This is a genomic window from Pseudomonas sp. NPDC077649, assembly GCF_044542855.1.
Lineage (GTDB): Bacteria > Pseudomonadota > Gammaproteobacteria > Pseudomonadales > Pseudomonadaceae > Aquipseudomonas.
The window spans coordinates 283,316-297,347 of the sequence record NZ_JBITVF010000006.1 but is presented as its reverse complement, the minus strand read 5'-3'; the positions used below and the strand labels follow the sequence as shown (position 1 = coordinate 297,347).

The 14,032-nt window shown below is 67.7% G+C and carries 16 protein-coding genes; 7 read left to right on the top strand and 9 right to left on the bottom strand.

Features of this window, described 5'->3' with window-relative positions:
• Window positions 1–31: 31 nt before the first annotated feature.
• The 3 genes from ACIGFL_RS18945 (at window position 32) to ACIGFL_RS18935 (ending at window position 2,076) form a co-directional block, all read left to right on the top strand.
• Entirely contained in the window at window positions 32–763 is a 732-nt protein-coding gene (locus tag ACIGFL_RS18945; protein ID WP_158603108.1) for an ABC transporter substrate-binding protein, read from the top strand.
• A 145-nt stretch (window positions 764–908) separates the two neighbouring features.
• The gene (locus ACIGFL_RS18940; RefSeq protein WP_021445701.1) at window positions 909–1,394 is read left to right on the top strand and encodes an acyl-CoA thioesterase; all 486 of its coding nucleotides are present in this window, start codon (window positions 909–911) and stop codon (window positions 1,392–1,394) included.
• Between the two features lie 286 nt (window positions 1,395–1,680).
• Window positions 1,681–2,076 carry a DUF3301 domain-containing protein gene (locus ACIGFL_RS18935; protein ID WP_122110153.1) on the top strand — a complete coding sequence of 132 codons (396 nt, stop codon included), beginning with the start codon at window positions 1,681–1,683 and terminating at the stop codon, window positions 2,074–2,076.
• A gap of 4 nt (window positions 2,077–2,080) precedes the next feature.
• On the opposite strand, the gene ACIGFL_RS18930 is transcribed toward ACIGFL_RS18935, so the two are convergent.
• Genes ACIGFL_RS18930 through ACIGFL_RS18920 form a run of 3 tightly spaced genes read right to left on the bottom strand, consistent with a single transcriptional unit; the run spans window position 2,081 to window position 4,180 of the window.
• Window positions 2,081–2,440: a hypothetical protein gene (locus ACIGFL_RS18930; protein ID WP_021445733.1), complete on the bottom strand. Its 360-nt coding sequence runs from the start codon at window positions 2,438–2,440 to the stop codon at window positions 2,081–2,083.
• A gap of 3 nt (window positions 2,441–2,443) precedes the next feature.
• Entirely contained in the window at window positions 2,444–3,322 is an 879-nt protein-coding gene (locus ACIGFL_RS18925; RefSeq protein ID WP_397498168.1) for an alpha/beta fold hydrolase, read from the bottom strand.
• 57 nt (window positions 3,323–3,379) lie between these two features.
• A complete protein-coding gene (locus tag ACIGFL_RS18920) occupies window positions 3,380–4,180 on the bottom strand; it encodes an alpha/beta fold hydrolase (protein WP_397498167.1) in 801 nt (266 codons plus the stop codon).
• A 178-nt stretch (window positions 4,181–4,358) separates the two neighbouring features.
• On the opposite strand from ACIGFL_RS18920, the gene ACIGFL_RS18915 reads away from it, so the two are divergent.
• Window positions 4,359–4,979, top strand: a complete 621-nt coding sequence (locus ACIGFL_RS18915) for a TetR/AcrR family transcriptional regulator (protein WP_397498166.1) — start codon at window positions 4,359–4,361, stop codon at window positions 4,977–4,979.
• Here the strand turns inward: ACIGFL_RS18915 and ACIGFL_RS18910 are convergent.
• Both ACIGFL_RS18910 and ACIGFL_RS18905 read right to left on the bottom strand, forming a co-directional pair.
• Window positions 4,976–6,328 carry a DUF1329 domain-containing protein gene (locus ACIGFL_RS18910; RefSeq protein ID WP_397498165.1) on the bottom strand — a complete coding sequence of 451 codons (1,353 nt, stop codon included), beginning with the start codon at window positions 6,326–6,328 and terminating at the stop codon, window positions 4,976–4,978. The two genes, ACIGFL_RS18915 and ACIGFL_RS18910, sit on opposite strands and share 4 nt — an antisense overlap.
• 11 nt (window positions 6,329–6,339) lie before the next feature.
• The gene (locus ACIGFL_RS18905) at window positions 6,340–8,088 is read right to left on the bottom strand and encodes a DUF1302 domain-containing protein (protein ID WP_397498164.1); all 1,749 of its coding nucleotides are present in this window, start codon (window positions 8,086–8,088) and stop codon (window positions 6,340–6,342) included.
• Window positions 8,089–8,320: 232 nt separating this feature from the next.
• Here ACIGFL_RS18905 and ACIGFL_RS18900 point away from each other — a divergent pair, with 232 nt between their 5' ends.
• Entirely contained in the window at window positions 8,321–9,157 is an 837-nt protein-coding gene (locus tag ACIGFL_RS18900) for a plasmid partitioning protein (RefSeq protein WP_397498163.1), read from the top strand.
• A 13-nt stretch (window positions 9,158–9,170) separates the two neighbouring features.
• On the opposite strand, the gene ACIGFL_RS18895 is transcribed toward ACIGFL_RS18900, so the two are convergent.
• Window positions 9,171–10,136, bottom strand: a complete 966-nt coding sequence (locus ACIGFL_RS18895; protein WP_397498162.1) for a CobW family GTP-binding protein — start codon at window positions 10,134–10,136, stop codon at window positions 9,171–9,173.
• A 96-nt stretch (window positions 10,137–10,232) separates the two neighbouring features.
• On the opposite strand from ACIGFL_RS18895, the gene ACIGFL_RS18890 reads away from it, so the two are divergent.
• Window positions 10,233–10,583 carry a hypothetical protein gene (locus ACIGFL_RS18890; RefSeq protein WP_021443109.1) on the top strand — a complete coding sequence of 117 codons (351 nt, stop codon included), beginning with the start codon at window positions 10,233–10,235 and terminating at the stop codon, window positions 10,581–10,583.
• A 190-nt stretch (window positions 10,584–10,773) separates the two neighbouring features.
• Here ACIGFL_RS18890 and ACIGFL_RS18885 read toward each other — a convergent pair whose 3' ends face one another.
• The 3 genes from ACIGFL_RS18885 to dksA are packed head-to-tail and all read right to left on the bottom strand — an operon-like array spanning window position 10,774 to window position 13,059.
• Window positions 10,774–11,418: a DUF1826 domain-containing protein gene (locus ACIGFL_RS18885; RefSeq protein ID WP_021443110.1), complete on the bottom strand. Its 645-nt coding sequence runs from the start codon at window positions 11,416–11,418 to the stop codon at window positions 10,774–10,776.
• Window positions 11,418–12,623, bottom strand: a complete 1,206-nt coding sequence (gene zigA / locus ACIGFL_RS18880) for a zinc metallochaperone GTPase ZigA (RefSeq protein ID WP_021443111.1) — start codon at window positions 12,621–12,623, stop codon at window positions 11,418–11,420. The genes ACIGFL_RS18885 and zigA overlap by 1 nt, the downstream gene beginning before the upstream one ends.
• 13 nt (window positions 12,624–12,636) lie before the next feature.
• A complete protein-coding gene (dksA, locus tag ACIGFL_RS18875) occupies window positions 12,637–13,059 on the bottom strand; it encodes an RNA polymerase-binding protein DksA (RefSeq protein ID WP_021443112.1) in 423 nt (140 codons plus the stop codon).
• 72 nt (window positions 13,060–13,131) lie between these two features.
• Here dksA and folE2 point away from each other — a divergent pair, with 72 nt between their 5' ends.
• Window positions 13,132–14,022 carry a GTP cyclohydrolase FolE2 gene (folE2, locus tag ACIGFL_RS18870; RefSeq protein WP_397498161.1) on the top strand — a complete coding sequence of 297 codons (891 nt, stop codon included), beginning with the start codon at window positions 13,132–13,134 and terminating at the stop codon, window positions 14,020–14,022.
• The last annotated feature ends 10 nt before the right edge of the window (window positions 14,023–14,032 follow it).

Here is a 14,032-nt window from a genome sequence, read left to right as displayed (position 1 = left end):
GCTTGCTACGGCGAGGGGCGGGGAGAAACGCATGAAACGCTGGCTGTTGCTGGCTCTGGCACTGCTGGCCAATCTGGGCCAGGGCGAGACGCTGCGCGTCGGTATTGAGCTGCACGACTACTTCCCCTACTACCGCGCCGTCGCCGGCAGCCCGCCCGAAGGCTACTGCCTCGACCTGCTGCAGGCCTTCGCCGAGCACGAGGGCCTGACCCTGGAACTGCTGCCGCAGCCGATCAACCGCCTGTACCGCAACCTGCTCGACGAGCAGAGCCTCGATCTGCTGTTCCCCGACAACCCGGCCTGGGCACGCCAGGCCAAGACCGGTCGGCACCTGCACTACAGCGATGCCGCCGCGCAGATCGTCGACGGCACCCTGGTGCTCGCCGAACGGCGCGGCCAGGGCCTGGCCCGGGTGCGCCAGCTCGGCACGGTGCGCGGCTTCACCGCCGAAGCCTGGCAGCCGCTGCTGGCCAAGGGTGGGGTGGACCTGGTGGAGACCCAGGACATCCAGAGCCTGATCCGCATGGTCGCCCGCGGCCGGCTCGATGCGCTCTACGCCAACCCCCAGGTGGTGCGCTACCAGCTCGGCGAGATGGGCCTGGCCAGCGACTACCTGCAGCTGGATCAGCAACTGCCGCTGACCTACACCAGCTTCCACCTGAGCAGCTACCGCCACCCGGAACTGATCCGCCGCTTCGACCGCTTCCTCGTCGAACAGGACGCCAGCGTGCAGCGGCTCAAGGCGCAGTACGGCCTGCGCTGACGTTCGGCAGCCAAACCGGCCGTGGACTGTGGCGCGCGAGCGCCCGCCGGCGTCCTTGCAGGAGGCCGCCGCGATCCCGGCGCCGAGCCGGCACGACAGCAGGCGTCCTGCAGCGTCCCGCCCATCCCCCGCCCACGGAGTACCTATGGAAGCCGGAACCGCACAACTGACGATGACCGTACTGATGACCCCGGACATGGCCAACTTCTCCGGCAACGTCCACGGCGGCACCCTGCTCAAGTACCTCGACGAAGTCGCCTACGCCTGCGCCAGCCGCTACGCCGGTCGCTACGTGGTGACCCTGTCGGTGGACCAGGTGATCTTCCGCGAGCCGGTGCACGTCGGCGAGATGGTCACCTTCCTCGCCTCGGTCAACTACTGCGGGCGCACCTCGATGGAGATCGGCATCAAGGTGATCACCGAGAACATCCGCGAGCGCTCGGTGCGCCACACCAACAGCTGCTTCTTCACCATGGTCGCAGTGGACGAACAGGGCCGCCCGGCGCCGGTACCGGAGCTGCAGCCGGACACCCCCGACGGCCTGCGCCGCCAGCGCCAGGCCGCCCAGCGCCGGCAGATCCGCGCCGAACTGCAGCAGCGCTACCAGGCCCTGAGCGAAGAGAAAAGCTGAGAGCCACCCAGCGTCCACCCGACAGCATGGGCTGAGAAGCGGGCGGCAGATAGGCTAGCAGGCCGTTGAAAAACGTAGGCGAGGCAGCCAGTGCAAGGCGCAACGACCAACGGGAGTAACAGCCGAAGGCTGGCCCGAAGGGCGAGCGCCAGCGAGTCAAACAGGCGAGGAAGCGGAGTTTACGAGCTGTAAATGAGCATTCCGAGTCTGTTTTTAACGCAGCAATGGCAACGTAGGTAGTTTTTCAACGGCCTGCTAAGCTCTCTCTCCCGCCGCCGGAGTCATAATGATCGATCTGTTCGATGTCTTCCTGCTGATGCTGTTCGCCGCCTTCTGCGCCTGGCTGTGGCGCGGCCACGGCATTCGCGAACGCGCCCTGAGCCTGGCCAAGCAGCACTGCGCAAGGCTCGACGTCGAGCTGCTGGACGGCGCGGTGGCCCTGCGCCGCCTGGCCATCCTGCGCGACGCCCGCGGCCACCGGCGCCTGGCGCGGCTCTACGACTTCGAGTTCACCGTCACCGGCGAGCAGCGCCTGCGCGGGCAGATCAGCATGTTCGGCCAGCACCTGGGGCGTATCGAGCTGCAGCCGCATCCGGTGCTCGAGGCCCAACCGGAGCCGGTGGCGACCCAGGGCAGCGACAAGGTGATTCGCCTGGAGGATTGGCGGCGCAAGGCCGAGTGAGCCCTCAGCCCTCGGCGTCATCCAGCAGCGCCAGCACCTGCCGCCATTCGCCGCGGCAGCCGTAGCTCATCGGCCAGCGCAGCAGCCGGCAACAGCCGCGATGCCAGCGTCCACGGGCCTGGTTGCGCCGACAGCCCTCCACCAGCCAGTCGCGGTCGAAGGCGCCCCAGACCCCGGCCGTCACCCAGTGGTTGAGCCACACCACCGGCGCCACCTCGTAGTGGAAGATTCGCTCCAGCTCCGCGCGGCTCAGGCCGCTGTTGCGCAGCACCGCGGCGATGCTGCGCAGCCAGGGCTCGTCCAGCTCGCTGTCCAGCCACAGGTCGGACAGCGCCAGCCAGACCTCCTCGCGCTCGGCGCTCACGACCTAGCCACGCTGCAGCAGGAAGTTGGCCACCCGCTCGGCGCTGTCGGCCGGCCGCTCCTGCATGAAGCAGTGCCCGCCGGGCACCACCTGGCCGCGCACATGCGGGTTGCCCGCGCACCAGCGCGCCACCGAGCGGGCGACGAAGGGATAGCTGCGCGCGCCGTGGATCACCTCGGTCGGGGTGCTCACCTTGGCCAGCGACGGCCACAGGCGGCGCGGGTAGGAACCGAAGATCTCGGCCTCGCGGCTCGGCCGGCACTTGAGCTCGACGCCATCCGCCACCTCCTTCAACGCATGCTCGATATAGGCGGAAAAAGCCGCCTCGTCCCAGCCGCGGAACATGCCGCGGCCGTGCAGCGCGGCGTGCGCGGCGGGGCGATCCGGCCATTGCCGGCGACGCTTGCGCGCCTTGCTCGCCATGCCGCTGCGCTGGGCCAGGCCGACCACGTCGGACAGCGCCATCACGCCGATCATCGCCGGGCTGAACAGCACCGGATCGAGCAGCACCGCGCGCCGGAACAGCTCGGGATGCCGGGCCAGGATCAGGCTGGTCAGTACGCCACCGAAGCTGTGGCCGAGGGCGAAGCGCGGCACCTCGCCGAACGGCGCACGCAACGCCTCGAAGGCCTCCAGCGCCAGCTCGGCGCTGCGGTTCCAGCCGTGGAAGCGGCCGCCGTGATCGCTGTCGCCATGGCCCTGCACGTCGCACAGCCAGAGGTCGAAGTCCTCAGCCAGCCGCGCCAGCATCGGCTCGTAGACCCGCCCGCAGTAGCCGTTGCCGTGCAGGAAATGCAGCAGCGGCTTGCCCGAGGGCGGGCTGTGCCAGCCGCGCAGGGTGAAGCCGGCGGAACAGGAATGGGACCAGGGAAGCAGTTGCATAGAGGACCAGCCGCAGCCAATGACGGCTGGCCAGTGTAGCGGCGCGCCGGCGCCGCGTCAGGCCGGCACGGGCGGCGAATGTTCGGCGATAAAGGCCTGCAGCAACTGGTTGAGGCGCTGCGGCTGGTCCAGCGGGGTGGCGTGGCCGGAATCCTCGATCACCTCCAGACGGGCGTTGCGCAACTGGGCGACATAGGCGCGCTTGTAGGCCAGCGGCGTGTAGTCGCGGTCGCCGGCCACCACCAGCAGCGGGGTGTCCGCCTGCGCCGCCCGCGGCAAGGCGCTCCAGCCGGGAATGGCGCGCATCGCGTGCAGGTAGGAGGTGCGGTCGTTACCGGCGATGCGCTCGATCAGCTGCTCGCGCAGCGCCTGCTGCTCGGCCTTGGGGAACAGCTTGCCGGCCAGCAGCCGCGCCAGCGTCGGCAGGCCGAGCACGCGCACCAGCAGCAGGCGCAGGCCGACCTGGGCGCGGATCTTCCAGCTGTCCAGCGGAAAGCTCGGCGCGCTGTTGACCACCGCCGCCGCGCGCAGCAGCTCGGGGTGATCGGCGAGCAGCTGGAAGGTGAGCATGCCACCCATGGAGATGCCGACCAGGACGCACGGCTCGATATCCAGGGCACGGATGAAGTCGGCCACATCCGCCGCCAGCTCGGCCAGGCTCACCGGCGCACGCAGCGGCGCGCTCTGGCCATGGCCACGCAGGTCCAGGGCATAGACCCGATAGTGCCGGGCCAGGTGCTCGATCTGTGGCTGCCAGTCGAGCGAGGAAGAGCCCAGGCCATGCAGCAACAGCACGGCCGGGCCCTGGCCGCGGCAAACATAGGCGATGCGTCCACTGGGTAGATGCAGATAGTCCATAGCTCACTCGACTCCTTAATTAACAACAAACAATAAAGTGCCCTGACTCGCAATAAAGGAATCATCCACCGGGCGTTAATCCATCAACTTTCCAGACAACTTTCTAATAATGGAGCGGTTATTTGCCTTGACTTGCCAAACCCCCTAGAATCGGCCCGTGCCGGTTCGAGAATTGATCATGTACAGCATCGCCAGCCCTACCCAGGCACGCAGCAAAAAGGCTCTGGAACGCTTCCTCAACGTCGCCGCCGAGCTGCTCGCCAACGACAGCTTCGAAGACACCGGCATTTCCCAGATCGCCCAGCTGGCCGAATCCTCGGTGGGCACCTTCTATCGCCTGCTGGGCGACAAGGACGTGCTGCTGTACGCCGTGCACGAGCGCTTCATCGAGCAGAGCGGCAGCGCCATCGATGCCCTCGCCGAGCAGCTGGCACATGCCGAAACGCCTTTGCAGACGCGCGTCGCGGCCTTTATCCAGGGCCTGGTGCGCCAGTTCGAAGGCAGCGAGGGTCTGCTCCGCGCACTGATCCGGCGCAGCTCGGCGGACCTGCGTTTCCGCCAGCGCTTCCATCAGCTCAATGCCCATATCGGTCAGACCTTCTGCCGTATCGCCCTGGCCAACCCGGCCGAACTGGGCCACCCCAATCCCGCCCAGGCGGCCGATCTGTGCGCCCATCTGCTGCTGGCCGGGATGAACTACTTCACCATGGTCGGCAGCCTCGGCACGACGCCCAGGGAAGTTGTGCCAGAGGAACTTTCTCGGCTTATCTGCAATTATCTGAAAGTTGCCGATAATTAACGCACGCTGTCCCTTCTAAGTTGCGCCGGGGTGAAGTCGGTGGGTTTCAGGGCAATATCGAACTGATCCGCCGGTTCTTCGTTGGACAGAATGCCGATGACATAACGGCCGCCGATCAGGTCGTATATTGCGTCGCCCTTGGTCCACACCAGTGGCTGATCGTAATAGTTGATGGTGTAGGACTCGCCGAGGCGCCAGAGGTTGTCGCGGTTGTCGTAGTGATCGACCAGCAGGATCTGGTAGCTGTCCTCGTCGAAGTAGAAGTCGCGGCGCTTGTACTGGTGGCGCTGGCCGGCCTTCAGCGTGGCGCGTACGTGCCAGACGCGGTGCAGCTCGTAACGCAGCAGCTCGGGATTGACGTGGCCGCGCTGGACGATGTCGCTGTACTTGTTGCTCTTGGCGGCGAAGCGGTAGCTGTTGTAGGGCACCAGCATTTCCCGCTTGCCCAGTAGCTGCCAGTCGTACTTGTCCGGCGCGCCGGAGAACATGTCGAAGTTGTCGGTGGTGCGCATGCCCTCGGAGGCGGTGCCGGGCGAGTCGTAGGCGACGTTCGGCGTGCGCCGCACGCGGCGCTGGCCGGCGGCGTAGAGCCAGGCCAGACGCGGTTCCTTGACCTGGTTGACGGTCTCGTGAACCAGCAGCTCGGTACCGGCCAGGCGCGCCGGCGCCAGCACCGACTGGCGGAAGTAGAACAGCACGTTGCCGTTGCCCTTGCTGAGATCGCCGGCGTCCTGGTTGAACAGGAACAGGTCCTCGATGCGGGTCATGAAGTAGTCGCCGCTGGCGTGCGGCACGGCCTGGGCGTAGTAGCGCTTGACGCTGTCGCCGCGGTAGCGCACCAGGTGGTTCCACAGCACCTCCAGGCCCGACTGGGGAATGGGAAAGGGCGTGGCCAGCTGGAAGTCGGCGATGCCGTTGCCGTTCTCGATCAGCTTGGCTGTCGTGGCGTTGGTCTTGACCGCGGCGTACACCTTGTCCGGGTAGGACGCCGAGCGTCGGGTCGGGTAGACCTTGAGCTTCCAGCTGTCGTGGTAGCGCTGCAGCATGGCCAGCTGACCGGGGCTGAGCTGCTCGCGGTACTGCTGGGCATTGGCCTGGGTCACGGTGAACAGCGGCTGGTCGGCGGCGAAGGGGTCCTTGTAGCCGAGCTTGGCGTCGAAGGCGCCGCTGTCCTTGGCCAGGCCGCCGTCCCAGGCGGGAATGCTGCCGGCGGCATTGCCGGCGCGCTCGGCCCCCATGGGGGTGAGATCCTGGCCGAGCCGCGCGGCCTGCGCGGCGTCGACCTGGGCCATGGCCGGCGCGGCTGCCAACAGGGCGAAGGCCAGCAGGGTGATATTCAGACGATGCATGGCGTTCCCTCTCAGAAGCTGTATTTGACGTTGAGGCTCAGGTAGTCGCGGTCGGTGCGCTTGTTCGACAAGCCGCCGCCGCTGTAGCCGACGTAGCGGGCGCCGACCGTGAAAGCCTCCTGATAGATGGCGTCGAGGCCCAGCGACCAGCTCTGCGCTTCCTCGTCGAGGCCGTTGGTGAGCTGGGGGGCGACGCCGTTGATGCTGTACTGGTAGCTGACACTCGGCGCCAGGGTGACCAGGTTGAACACGTTGCTGTAGGTCAGCTGCAGGCTGGCCTGGGCGCCGTAGGCGCTGCTGGTGGCCTCGTAGTAGTCGACGTCCGACTCCAGGCCCTGCACCCGGCTGGCCACCAGTTCGCTGAACAGGGTCGCGGAGTTGGCGCCGAGCAGCCCGGTGAAGTTGTAGATGGCCGACAGCGAGGCCTGGACCATGTCCTTCTCGCGGTAGCCGTCCAGACGCGTGCCTACCGGCAGACCGGCGAGGTTGCCGAACAGGGCGTCCGGCAGGTACTCGCCGAGGCCCAGGGCGATCGGCGTGTCCGGCCGGTAGCTCAGCTCGCCGGCCAGCGACAGACCGTTGAAGATGCTGTCGCCGCCGACCGAGGTGTTGAAGCTGACGCCGAACAGGTCGCGCTTCTCCAGATACTCGGCGTAGTAGCGCGAACTGCTGGCGTCCGGCAGCAGGCCGACCACCGGCACCAGCACCGGCTGGCCGACGGTGAGGCCGATCATCGGCACCTGCATGTTGTAGCGCAGGTAGTAGAAACCCAGTTCGGTGTCGTTCAGCTGCGGCACGTACCAGCGCAGGGCCACGCCGTACTGGGGCGAGTCGTCGCCGTCGATGTCCTGCGCCCGCGGCATGAAGGTGCGCGGCAGGTAGCCGCGGATCAGCTCGTTGACGAAGCCGGGGCCGAGCGCCTCGCCGTAGGCCGCGGCCACGGCCGGGCTGTCGAAGGCAGTACCGAGAATAGCCTCCTGCAGCGGCGCCACCGACAGGTAGTTGCAGCCCTCGCCGAGCACGTCGAGGGTCGAGTAGTAGGTGCCGCAGGGGTCGATCTTCGACGCCTCCCAGGCCTTGCCCGGCTGCCAGTAGCCCTCGATGCTGAGGTTGTCGCGCAGTTCGAAGGAGGCATAGACCATGGCGGTCGGCATATAGGCCTCCTTGATCTCCGAACCCGGGGCGCGCAGCGCGTTGATGTCCACCGGGTTGGTGGCGCCGATGCCGTTCTGGTAGAACAGCGACTCGCCCCAGTTGATCACCTGACGGCCGAGACGGGCGTTCAGCGCGCGCTCGCCCAGCGTCCAGCTGCCATAGACGAAGGCGTCGAGCAGGTCGGTGCTGGAGCCGGCTTCGTCGAGGCCGGCGTCGCTGATCGGGCGATGGCGACGCTCGTCGTCCTCGAGCTCGAAGTCGTAGAAGGCGCGGCCGCGGACGAACAGGCCGTATTGTTCCCGATAGCGCAGGTCCAGCTCGGAGACGGCCTTGACCACCTCGGAGAACAGCTCGCCCTTCTTGAAGTTGAGGTTGCCGTCGTCGGAGTTGATCAGCGCCGTGTTGTCGCCTGTGCCGCCGTTGGCGCGGGCGATCAGCTTGCTGTCCTGCCCCTCCATGCGGTAGCTGACGCCGTAGGACAGGGTGGTGTCCAGCGACACGCCCCAGTCGCCATGACGGGTCTGAAACCCCTGCGCCACGCCGAATGGCAGCGCCCCGAGCAATGCCAGGCCGGCTGCCGCCAGGCCCCTTCCTTGATGTGCCACGATGACCTCCAGCTGTTGTTTTTATCGGAATCGGAACATCGGTTCCGAATAAACTAGTACGCTGGTTTCAGCCTGGCAAGCCCCCGGTTCTATTTTTCTCTTCTCCGCAGCGCTCAAGCCCGCCGCATTCGCCTGCAGGCCAGGATTGGCGCGGCCTGCGGCACTTGACGGAATCGGAATTCCTGTTTCAATTCGATGCGCGGTCCCCATAACAACAACGGAGCATTCCGCCATGTCCCGCCTTCGCACCGCCTGTCTCTGCCTGCTGTTGCTGTCCCTGTCCACCCTCCAGGCCCAGGCCGCCTCGCGCTGCAGCGAGCGCGCCAAGAGCCTGCTGCTGCCGGCCAAGGTCAGTTGCAGCTATCAGTCCGCCTGGATCGATTCCGGCCTGGTCGGCCAGCGCCAGGTGATCTACCAGACGCCGCTGGGCACGCCGCCGGCCGCCGGCTGGCCGGTGGTGCTGATCTACCAGGGCTCGTTCTTCCCGCTCGACGACTTCACCTACTACAGCAATATGCCGTTCGGCGGCTTCTACGAGGGCAAGCTGATCCAGCGCCTGCTCGACAACGGCTACGCGGTGGTTGCGCCGAGCGCACCGGCCGATCTGTTCTGGCAGACCAATATCCCCGGGCTGGCGCAGCACTACGAGCTGAGCACCGACTACGACTTTCTCGGCAACGTGCTGGAGGCCATCGCCGCCGGCCATTTCGGCCCGCTCGACGCCAGCCGCCAGTACGCCACCGGCATCTCCAGTGGCGGCTACAACAGCAGCCGCATGGCGGTGTCCTTCCCCGGCCGATTCAAGGCGCTGGCGATCCAGTCCGGCTCCTACGCCACCTGCTCCGGGCCGCTGTGCAGCGTGCCGACGCTGCCGGCCGACCATCCGCCGACCCTGTTCGTGCACGGCTTCGTCGACCTCACCGTGCCCTGGTGGAGCATGGAGCTGTACTACGACCGCCTGCTCCATCAGGGCATACCGACCGCGCGGCATACCGAGGCGCTGGGCGGGCACGAGTGGTTCGCCAGCTCGCCGGGCAAGATCCTCGCCTGGTTCCAGAGTCATCCCTGACCGCTAACGCGGTCTACGAGACGCGGCAGGCGGCCAGGCCGACGCGCAGGGCTGCGGCATCCTGCGCCTCGCTGAAGATCAGCTCCAGGCGCGAGTCCTTGCGCCATTCGCTGGCGCGCCAGCCCTCGCCGGCCTGGCCGTGCAGGGCATTGAGCGAGCGCCAGCCGTCTTCGCCGTGCAGCACCGCCTTGGCCCGGCGCCAGTCCAGGCCATCCAGCCAGCGCTGCACCCGGAGCAGGTCGAAGCGCTGGCTCGGGTGCCAGCGCCAGCCGATGCTCCAGCCTTCGGCCTGATCCTGGATCAGGCAGATGGGTTCGTCCGGCGTGCGCCACAGCTGCGGCAGGGGCGCTGCGGCGCTGGGCAGTGCGGCGGCGCCCAGGTTGCCGCCCTGCGCGGAGCGGCCCGGCAGCAGCGCCAGTTCGAGGCGGCCCTGGGTGGTCCAGAAGAGTGGCAGCGGCGGCAATGCGGCGGCGATACGGGCGCGGTCCTCGGCGCTCAGGTGCTCGCTCTTGTTCAGCAGCAGCAGGCCGGCGCCGTCCAGCGCCAGGCGCTGGCTGTCGGGCAGCGCCTCGCCGCGAGCCAGGGCGGCGGCGTCCAGCACCAGCAGCATCGGCTGCACCGCCAGCACCCCAATCCAGGGCGGCTGGCGCAGCTGCTCCAGCAGTTGCAGCGGGTGGCCGAGGCCGGATGGCTCGATCAACAGGCGGTCCGGCCGCGCCCGGCGCAGCAGGCGACCGAGGCCGACCTGAAAGGGCGCGCCGTTGACGCAGCACAGGCAGCCGCCGGCCACCTCGGCGAGGGCGACGCCATCCTCGCCGCGCTCCAGCAACGCGGCGTCCAGGCCGATCTGGCCGAATTCGTTGACCAGCACCGCCCAGCGCTCGGCCGCCGGCTTCTGCGCCAACAGCTGGCGGATCAGGCTGGTCTTGCCGGCGCCGAGGGGGCCGGCGATCAGGTGGGTGGGGATCTGACTGAGCATGGGCCTATGGTCGACGGTCTTGGCTGCCGTTGCCAGCACAGACTGCAGGTGGACGGCGTGCTAGATTCGCCGGCAATTTGCTCTGGAGTCGATACGATGCGTGCGTGGTTGCTGCCGTTCTCCCTGTTGCCCGGCCTGGCCCTGGGCGAGGCTTGCGTGGTGCACAGCCAGGCCGAGCGCCTGGACGTGCAGCTGTGCCAGGAGAACCGCAATATCCCGAGCCAGCTGTTCCGCGAGGGCTTCTGCCAGCCGCAGCTGCAGGGCCAGAAGGTGGAGGTGGAGTTCCTCGAACAGTGCCCCGCGGGCGCCTACGGCGTGTGCCAGGAGGCGCGGGCCGGCAGCGGTCTGTATCGGCAGGACATCCACTACTACGGCGTGGCCAGCGATGCGCTGTATCTGCAGCCGGCCTGCACCAGCCAGTATCAGGGCACCTGGATCGAACCCTGACATCAAAACGTCACCCAAACAGCGCCTAATGACTGCGGGTACCTCACATGGCCCTCATGTCGAGTCACGCGTCGACATGATCTCTTGGTGCTTAAGGCCGGGGCAGTCGCTCCGGCCTATTTTTTTGGTTCGCCATCCCGTGGGTTGAGGAGCCCGCGACGAAGCCCAACGGAAACCCTCGCAACCGCCCTCAGGCCAGCCAATCCAGGGTCAACAGCAACCGCCGTTCGCCGGCCGGCGGCTGCGGCGAGCGGTGGATCAGCCCACGGCCTTCGTTGCCCTGCCACTTCTCGCCCTTGGCCAGTGCCACCTGGCCGGCCTGCAGCTGACGGATCGCTGCCGCGTCCTGCGGCTCGGCCGACCCATCGCCCAGGCGTGCGCGCGGCATGCCGCCCTCCTCCAGCCACTGGCTGCCGACCCCGGCGTAGCTGGTGATCAGCCGCAGCGGCACGTGGTCGACGTGAAAGCGCGGGCACATGGCCTTGTCCAGCACACGCAGGCGCAGGCCGATGCGCTCGGCATCGAGCAGGCAGGCGTAGGCGCGCACCAGCCAGGCCACGTCGGCGAGAAAGGCGGCCTGGCCCGGCAGATCGGCGTACTGCGCCACCAGGCCGTCGAGATTCGGCGCGCTGTCGGGCGTCGCCAGCTCCAGGGTCATGGACTGCGCCAGGGATTCGCCCTGGGCCAGCAGCGCCGCGGCGAAGTCCTCGATCTGCGCCGGCAGGCGGCGCTGCCAGACAGCCAGGTTGACCTCGTCGCGCAGCACCTCGGTGAGCACCTGGATATCCTCGCCCAGCGCCTGACGCGGCGCCGGGCGCAGCTTGAGGGCCAACATCAGGCCGCCTCCTGCTGCCAGGCGCCGAAGGGATCGGGCAGCAGACGCCAGGCCTCCGGCCCGCCGGCCATTTCCTCGTCGGTGAGCAGGCAGGCGTCCAGCTCGGCGGTCAGCCGGGCGAAGTCGATGTTCTGGCCGATAAACACCAGCTCCTGGCGGCAGTCGCCGACCTCGGCACTCCAGTGCTGCATGATCGCCTGCAGCCCCTCCTCGTCCTGCGGCCAGTGCTGCTTGGCCACGAAGCGCCACCAGCGCCCGGCCAGGCCATGGCGCATCAGGCCGCCGGCCTGCGACCAGCTGCCGGCTTCCTGGTACTTGCTGGCCAGCCAGAAAAAGCCCTTGGAGCGCAGCAGGCGACCGTTGACCCAGTCGCGGGCGATAAAGTCGAAGAAGCGCTGCGGATGGAAGGGCCGGCGCGCACGGTAGGCGCTGGAGGCGATGCCGTACTCCTCGGTTTCTGGCACGTGCTCGCCGCGCAGCTCCTTGAGCCAGCCCGGCGCCTGCGCGGCGCGCTCGAAGTCGAAGCGACCGGTGTCGAGGATCTTGTCCAGGGCGATCTGGCCCATGCTCATGGCCTGGATCTCGGCGTGGGTGTTGAGGCCACGGAGGATGGCCATCAGCTCCTCGCGCTCGGCCTGGCTGATCAGGTCGATCTTGCTGATGAGGATGACGTCGGCGAACTCCACCTGCTCGATCAGCAGGTCGGTGATCGAGCGCTCGTCCTCCTCGCCCAGGGTTTCGCCGCGGCTGGCCAGGCTGTCGGCCTCGTGGAAGTCGCGCAGGAAGTTCACCCCGTCGACCACCGTGACCATGGTGTCCAGCCGCGCCAGGTCGGACAGGCTGCGGCCCTGCTCGTCGCGGAAGGTGAAGGTCTCGGCCACCGGCAGCGGCTCGCTGATGCCGGTGGATTCGATCAGCAGGTAGTCGAAGCGGCCTTCGCTGGCCAGGCGGCTGACCTCGTCGAGCAGGTCCTCGCGCAGGGTGCAGCAGATACAGCCGTTGCTCATTTCCACCAGCTTCTCTTCGGCGCGGTTGAGGCTGACGTCCTGCTGGACGGTGGCGCCGTCGATATTGATCTCGCTCATGTCGTTGACGATCACCGCGACCTTGCGGCCTTCGCGGTTCTTCAGCACATGGTTGAGCAGGGTGCTCTTGCCGGCGCCGAGAAAGCCGGACAGCACGGTAACGGGTAGACGCTGATTCATGGGGGTTCCTTGTTCAGTCACGGTCACGCTGATGTTTTTCGCGCTGCTCCTGGCGCTCCTTGGCCTCGATGCACAGGGTCGCGGTGGGGCGTAGCAGCAGGCGCTTGAGGCCGATGGGCTCGCCGGTCTCGGCGCACCAGCCGTATTCGCCGCGCGCCAGGCGTTCGAGCGCCTGGTCGATCTTGTCCAGCAGCTTCTTCTCCCGCTCCAGCAGGCGCAGCTGCCACTGGCGCTGCTCCTCGGCGCTGCCGATATCGGCGACGTCGCTGCTGGTCTCGCGCTCGCGCAGTTCGGCGAATTCCTCGTCGATGCGCGCCTGCAATTCGGCACGCTGGGCCAGCAGCAGGGCGCGGAAGAAGCGCTGCTGGGCGTCGTTCATATAGGCGTCGGCGGGCTGGGCGAGCAGTTCGGCTTCGGTAGGCACAGTCAGGGTCATGGCACATCGGCTGGTTTATTTTTTAGTGTTATAACATAACATTCAATTGAACCAGCAACCCACGGATTTGCGATGAACGTACAGACCCTGCCGGACATAGCCGCCCAAGCCACCCACCACGACCTGCCGCTGGACTGGGTGGGCATGGCCGGCATCGCCCTGCCGCTGCGGCTGGCCGGCCAGACGCTGACGGCCCAGGCCGATATCGGCGTCAGCCTGATTGATGGCGGCGCGCGCGGCATCCATATGTCACGCCTGTACCTGGCCCTGCAGGCGCTGGCCGGCCAACCCCTGGACGTGCCGGCGCTGCAGCGGCTGCTGGACGACTGCCTGGGCAGCCACCGCGAGCTGTCGGACAGCGCCAGCCTGACTCTGCGCGGCGCGCTGCCGCTGGAGCGCCCGGCGCTGATCAGCCCGTTGAGCGGCTGGAAGCACTACCCCTTCGAGGTTCGCGCACGCCAGGACGGCCGCCAATTCCAGGTCGAACTGCAGGTCGAGCTGGCCTATTCGTCCACCTGCCCGTGCTCGGCGGCGCTGGCCCGGCAGCTGATCCAGCAGCAATTCAACGAAGATTTTGCAGGCAAAAACCTCGATCGCGCCGACATCATCGGCTGGCTCGGCAGCACCCGGGGCATCCTCGCCACGCCGCACAGCCAGCGCAGCACGGCGACCCTGCAACTGCGCCTGAACCCGGATTGCAAGGAGCTGCCGCTGCTGGCGCTGCTCGACGGCGCCGAACGCGCCCTCGGCACGCCGGTGCAGACCGCGGTCAAACGCGCCGACGAGCAGGCCTTCGCCCTGGCCAACGGGCAAAACCTGATGTTCTGCGAAGATGCCGTACGGCGCCTGCACCGCGCCCTGCGCCAGCTGCCGCAGGCCAGCGCCTTGCGCGTGCGGGTGGTGCACGCGGAAAGCCTGCACGCCCACGACGCGGTGGCCGAGAGCCGCTGGAACTGGGGGTGAGGCACGAGCC

Bases quoted from the DNA above. Each gene is read 5' to 3' on its own strand.
- ACIGFL_RS18945 (WP_158603108.1), top strand. From the start codon at position 32: ATGAAACGCTGGCTGTTGCTGGCTCTGGCACTGCTGGCCAATCTGGGC.
- ACIGFL_RS18940 (WP_021445701.1), top strand. From the start codon at position 909: ATGGAAGCCGGAACCGCACAACTGACGATGACCGTACTGATGACCCCG.
- ACIGFL_RS18935 (WP_122110153.1), top strand. From the start codon at position 1,681: ATGATCGATCTGTTCGATGTCTTCCTGCTGATGCTGTTCGCCGCCTTC.
- ACIGFL_RS18925 (WP_397498168.1), bottom strand. From the start codon at position 3,322: ATGCAACTGCTTCCCTGGTCCCATTCCTGTTCCGCCGGCTTCACCCTG.
- ACIGFL_RS18920 (WP_397498167.1), bottom strand. From the start codon at position 4,180: ATGGACTATCTGCATCTACCCAGTGGACGCATCGCCTATGTTTGCCGC.
- ACIGFL_RS18915 (WP_397498166.1), top strand. From the start codon at position 4,359: ATGTACAGCATCGCCAGCCCTACCCAGGCACGCAGCAAAAAGGCTCTG.
- ACIGFL_RS18910 (WP_397498165.1), bottom strand. From the start codon at position 6,328: ATGCATCGTCTGAATATCACCCTGCTGGCCTTCGCCCTGTTGGCAGCC.
- ACIGFL_RS18900 (WP_397498163.1), top strand. From the start codon at position 8,321: ATGTCCCGCCTTCGCACCGCCTGTCTCTGCCTGCTGTTGCTGTCCCTG.
- ACIGFL_RS18895 (WP_397498162.1), bottom strand. From the start codon at position 10,136: ATGCTCAGTCAGATCCCCACCCACCTGATCGCCGGCCCCCTCGGCGCC.
- ACIGFL_RS18890 (WP_021443109.1), top strand. From the start codon at position 10,233: ATGCGTGCGTGGTTGCTGCCGTTCTCCCTGTTGCCCGGCCTGGCCCTG.
- ACIGFL_RS18885 (WP_021443110.1), bottom strand. From the start codon at position 11,418: ATGTTGGCCCTCAAGCTGCGCCCGGCGCCGCGTCAGGCGCTGGGCGAG.
- zigA (WP_021443111.1), bottom strand. From the start codon at position 12,623: ATGAATCAGCGTCTACCCGTTACCGTGCTGTCCGGCTTTCTCGGCGCC.
- dksA (WP_021443112.1), bottom strand. From the start codon at position 13,059: ATGACCCTGACTGTGCCTACCGAAGCCGAACTGCTCGCCCAGCCCGCC.
- folE2 (WP_397498161.1), top strand. From the start codon at position 13,132: ATGAACGTACAGACCCTGCCGGACATAGCCGCCCAAGCCACCCACCAC.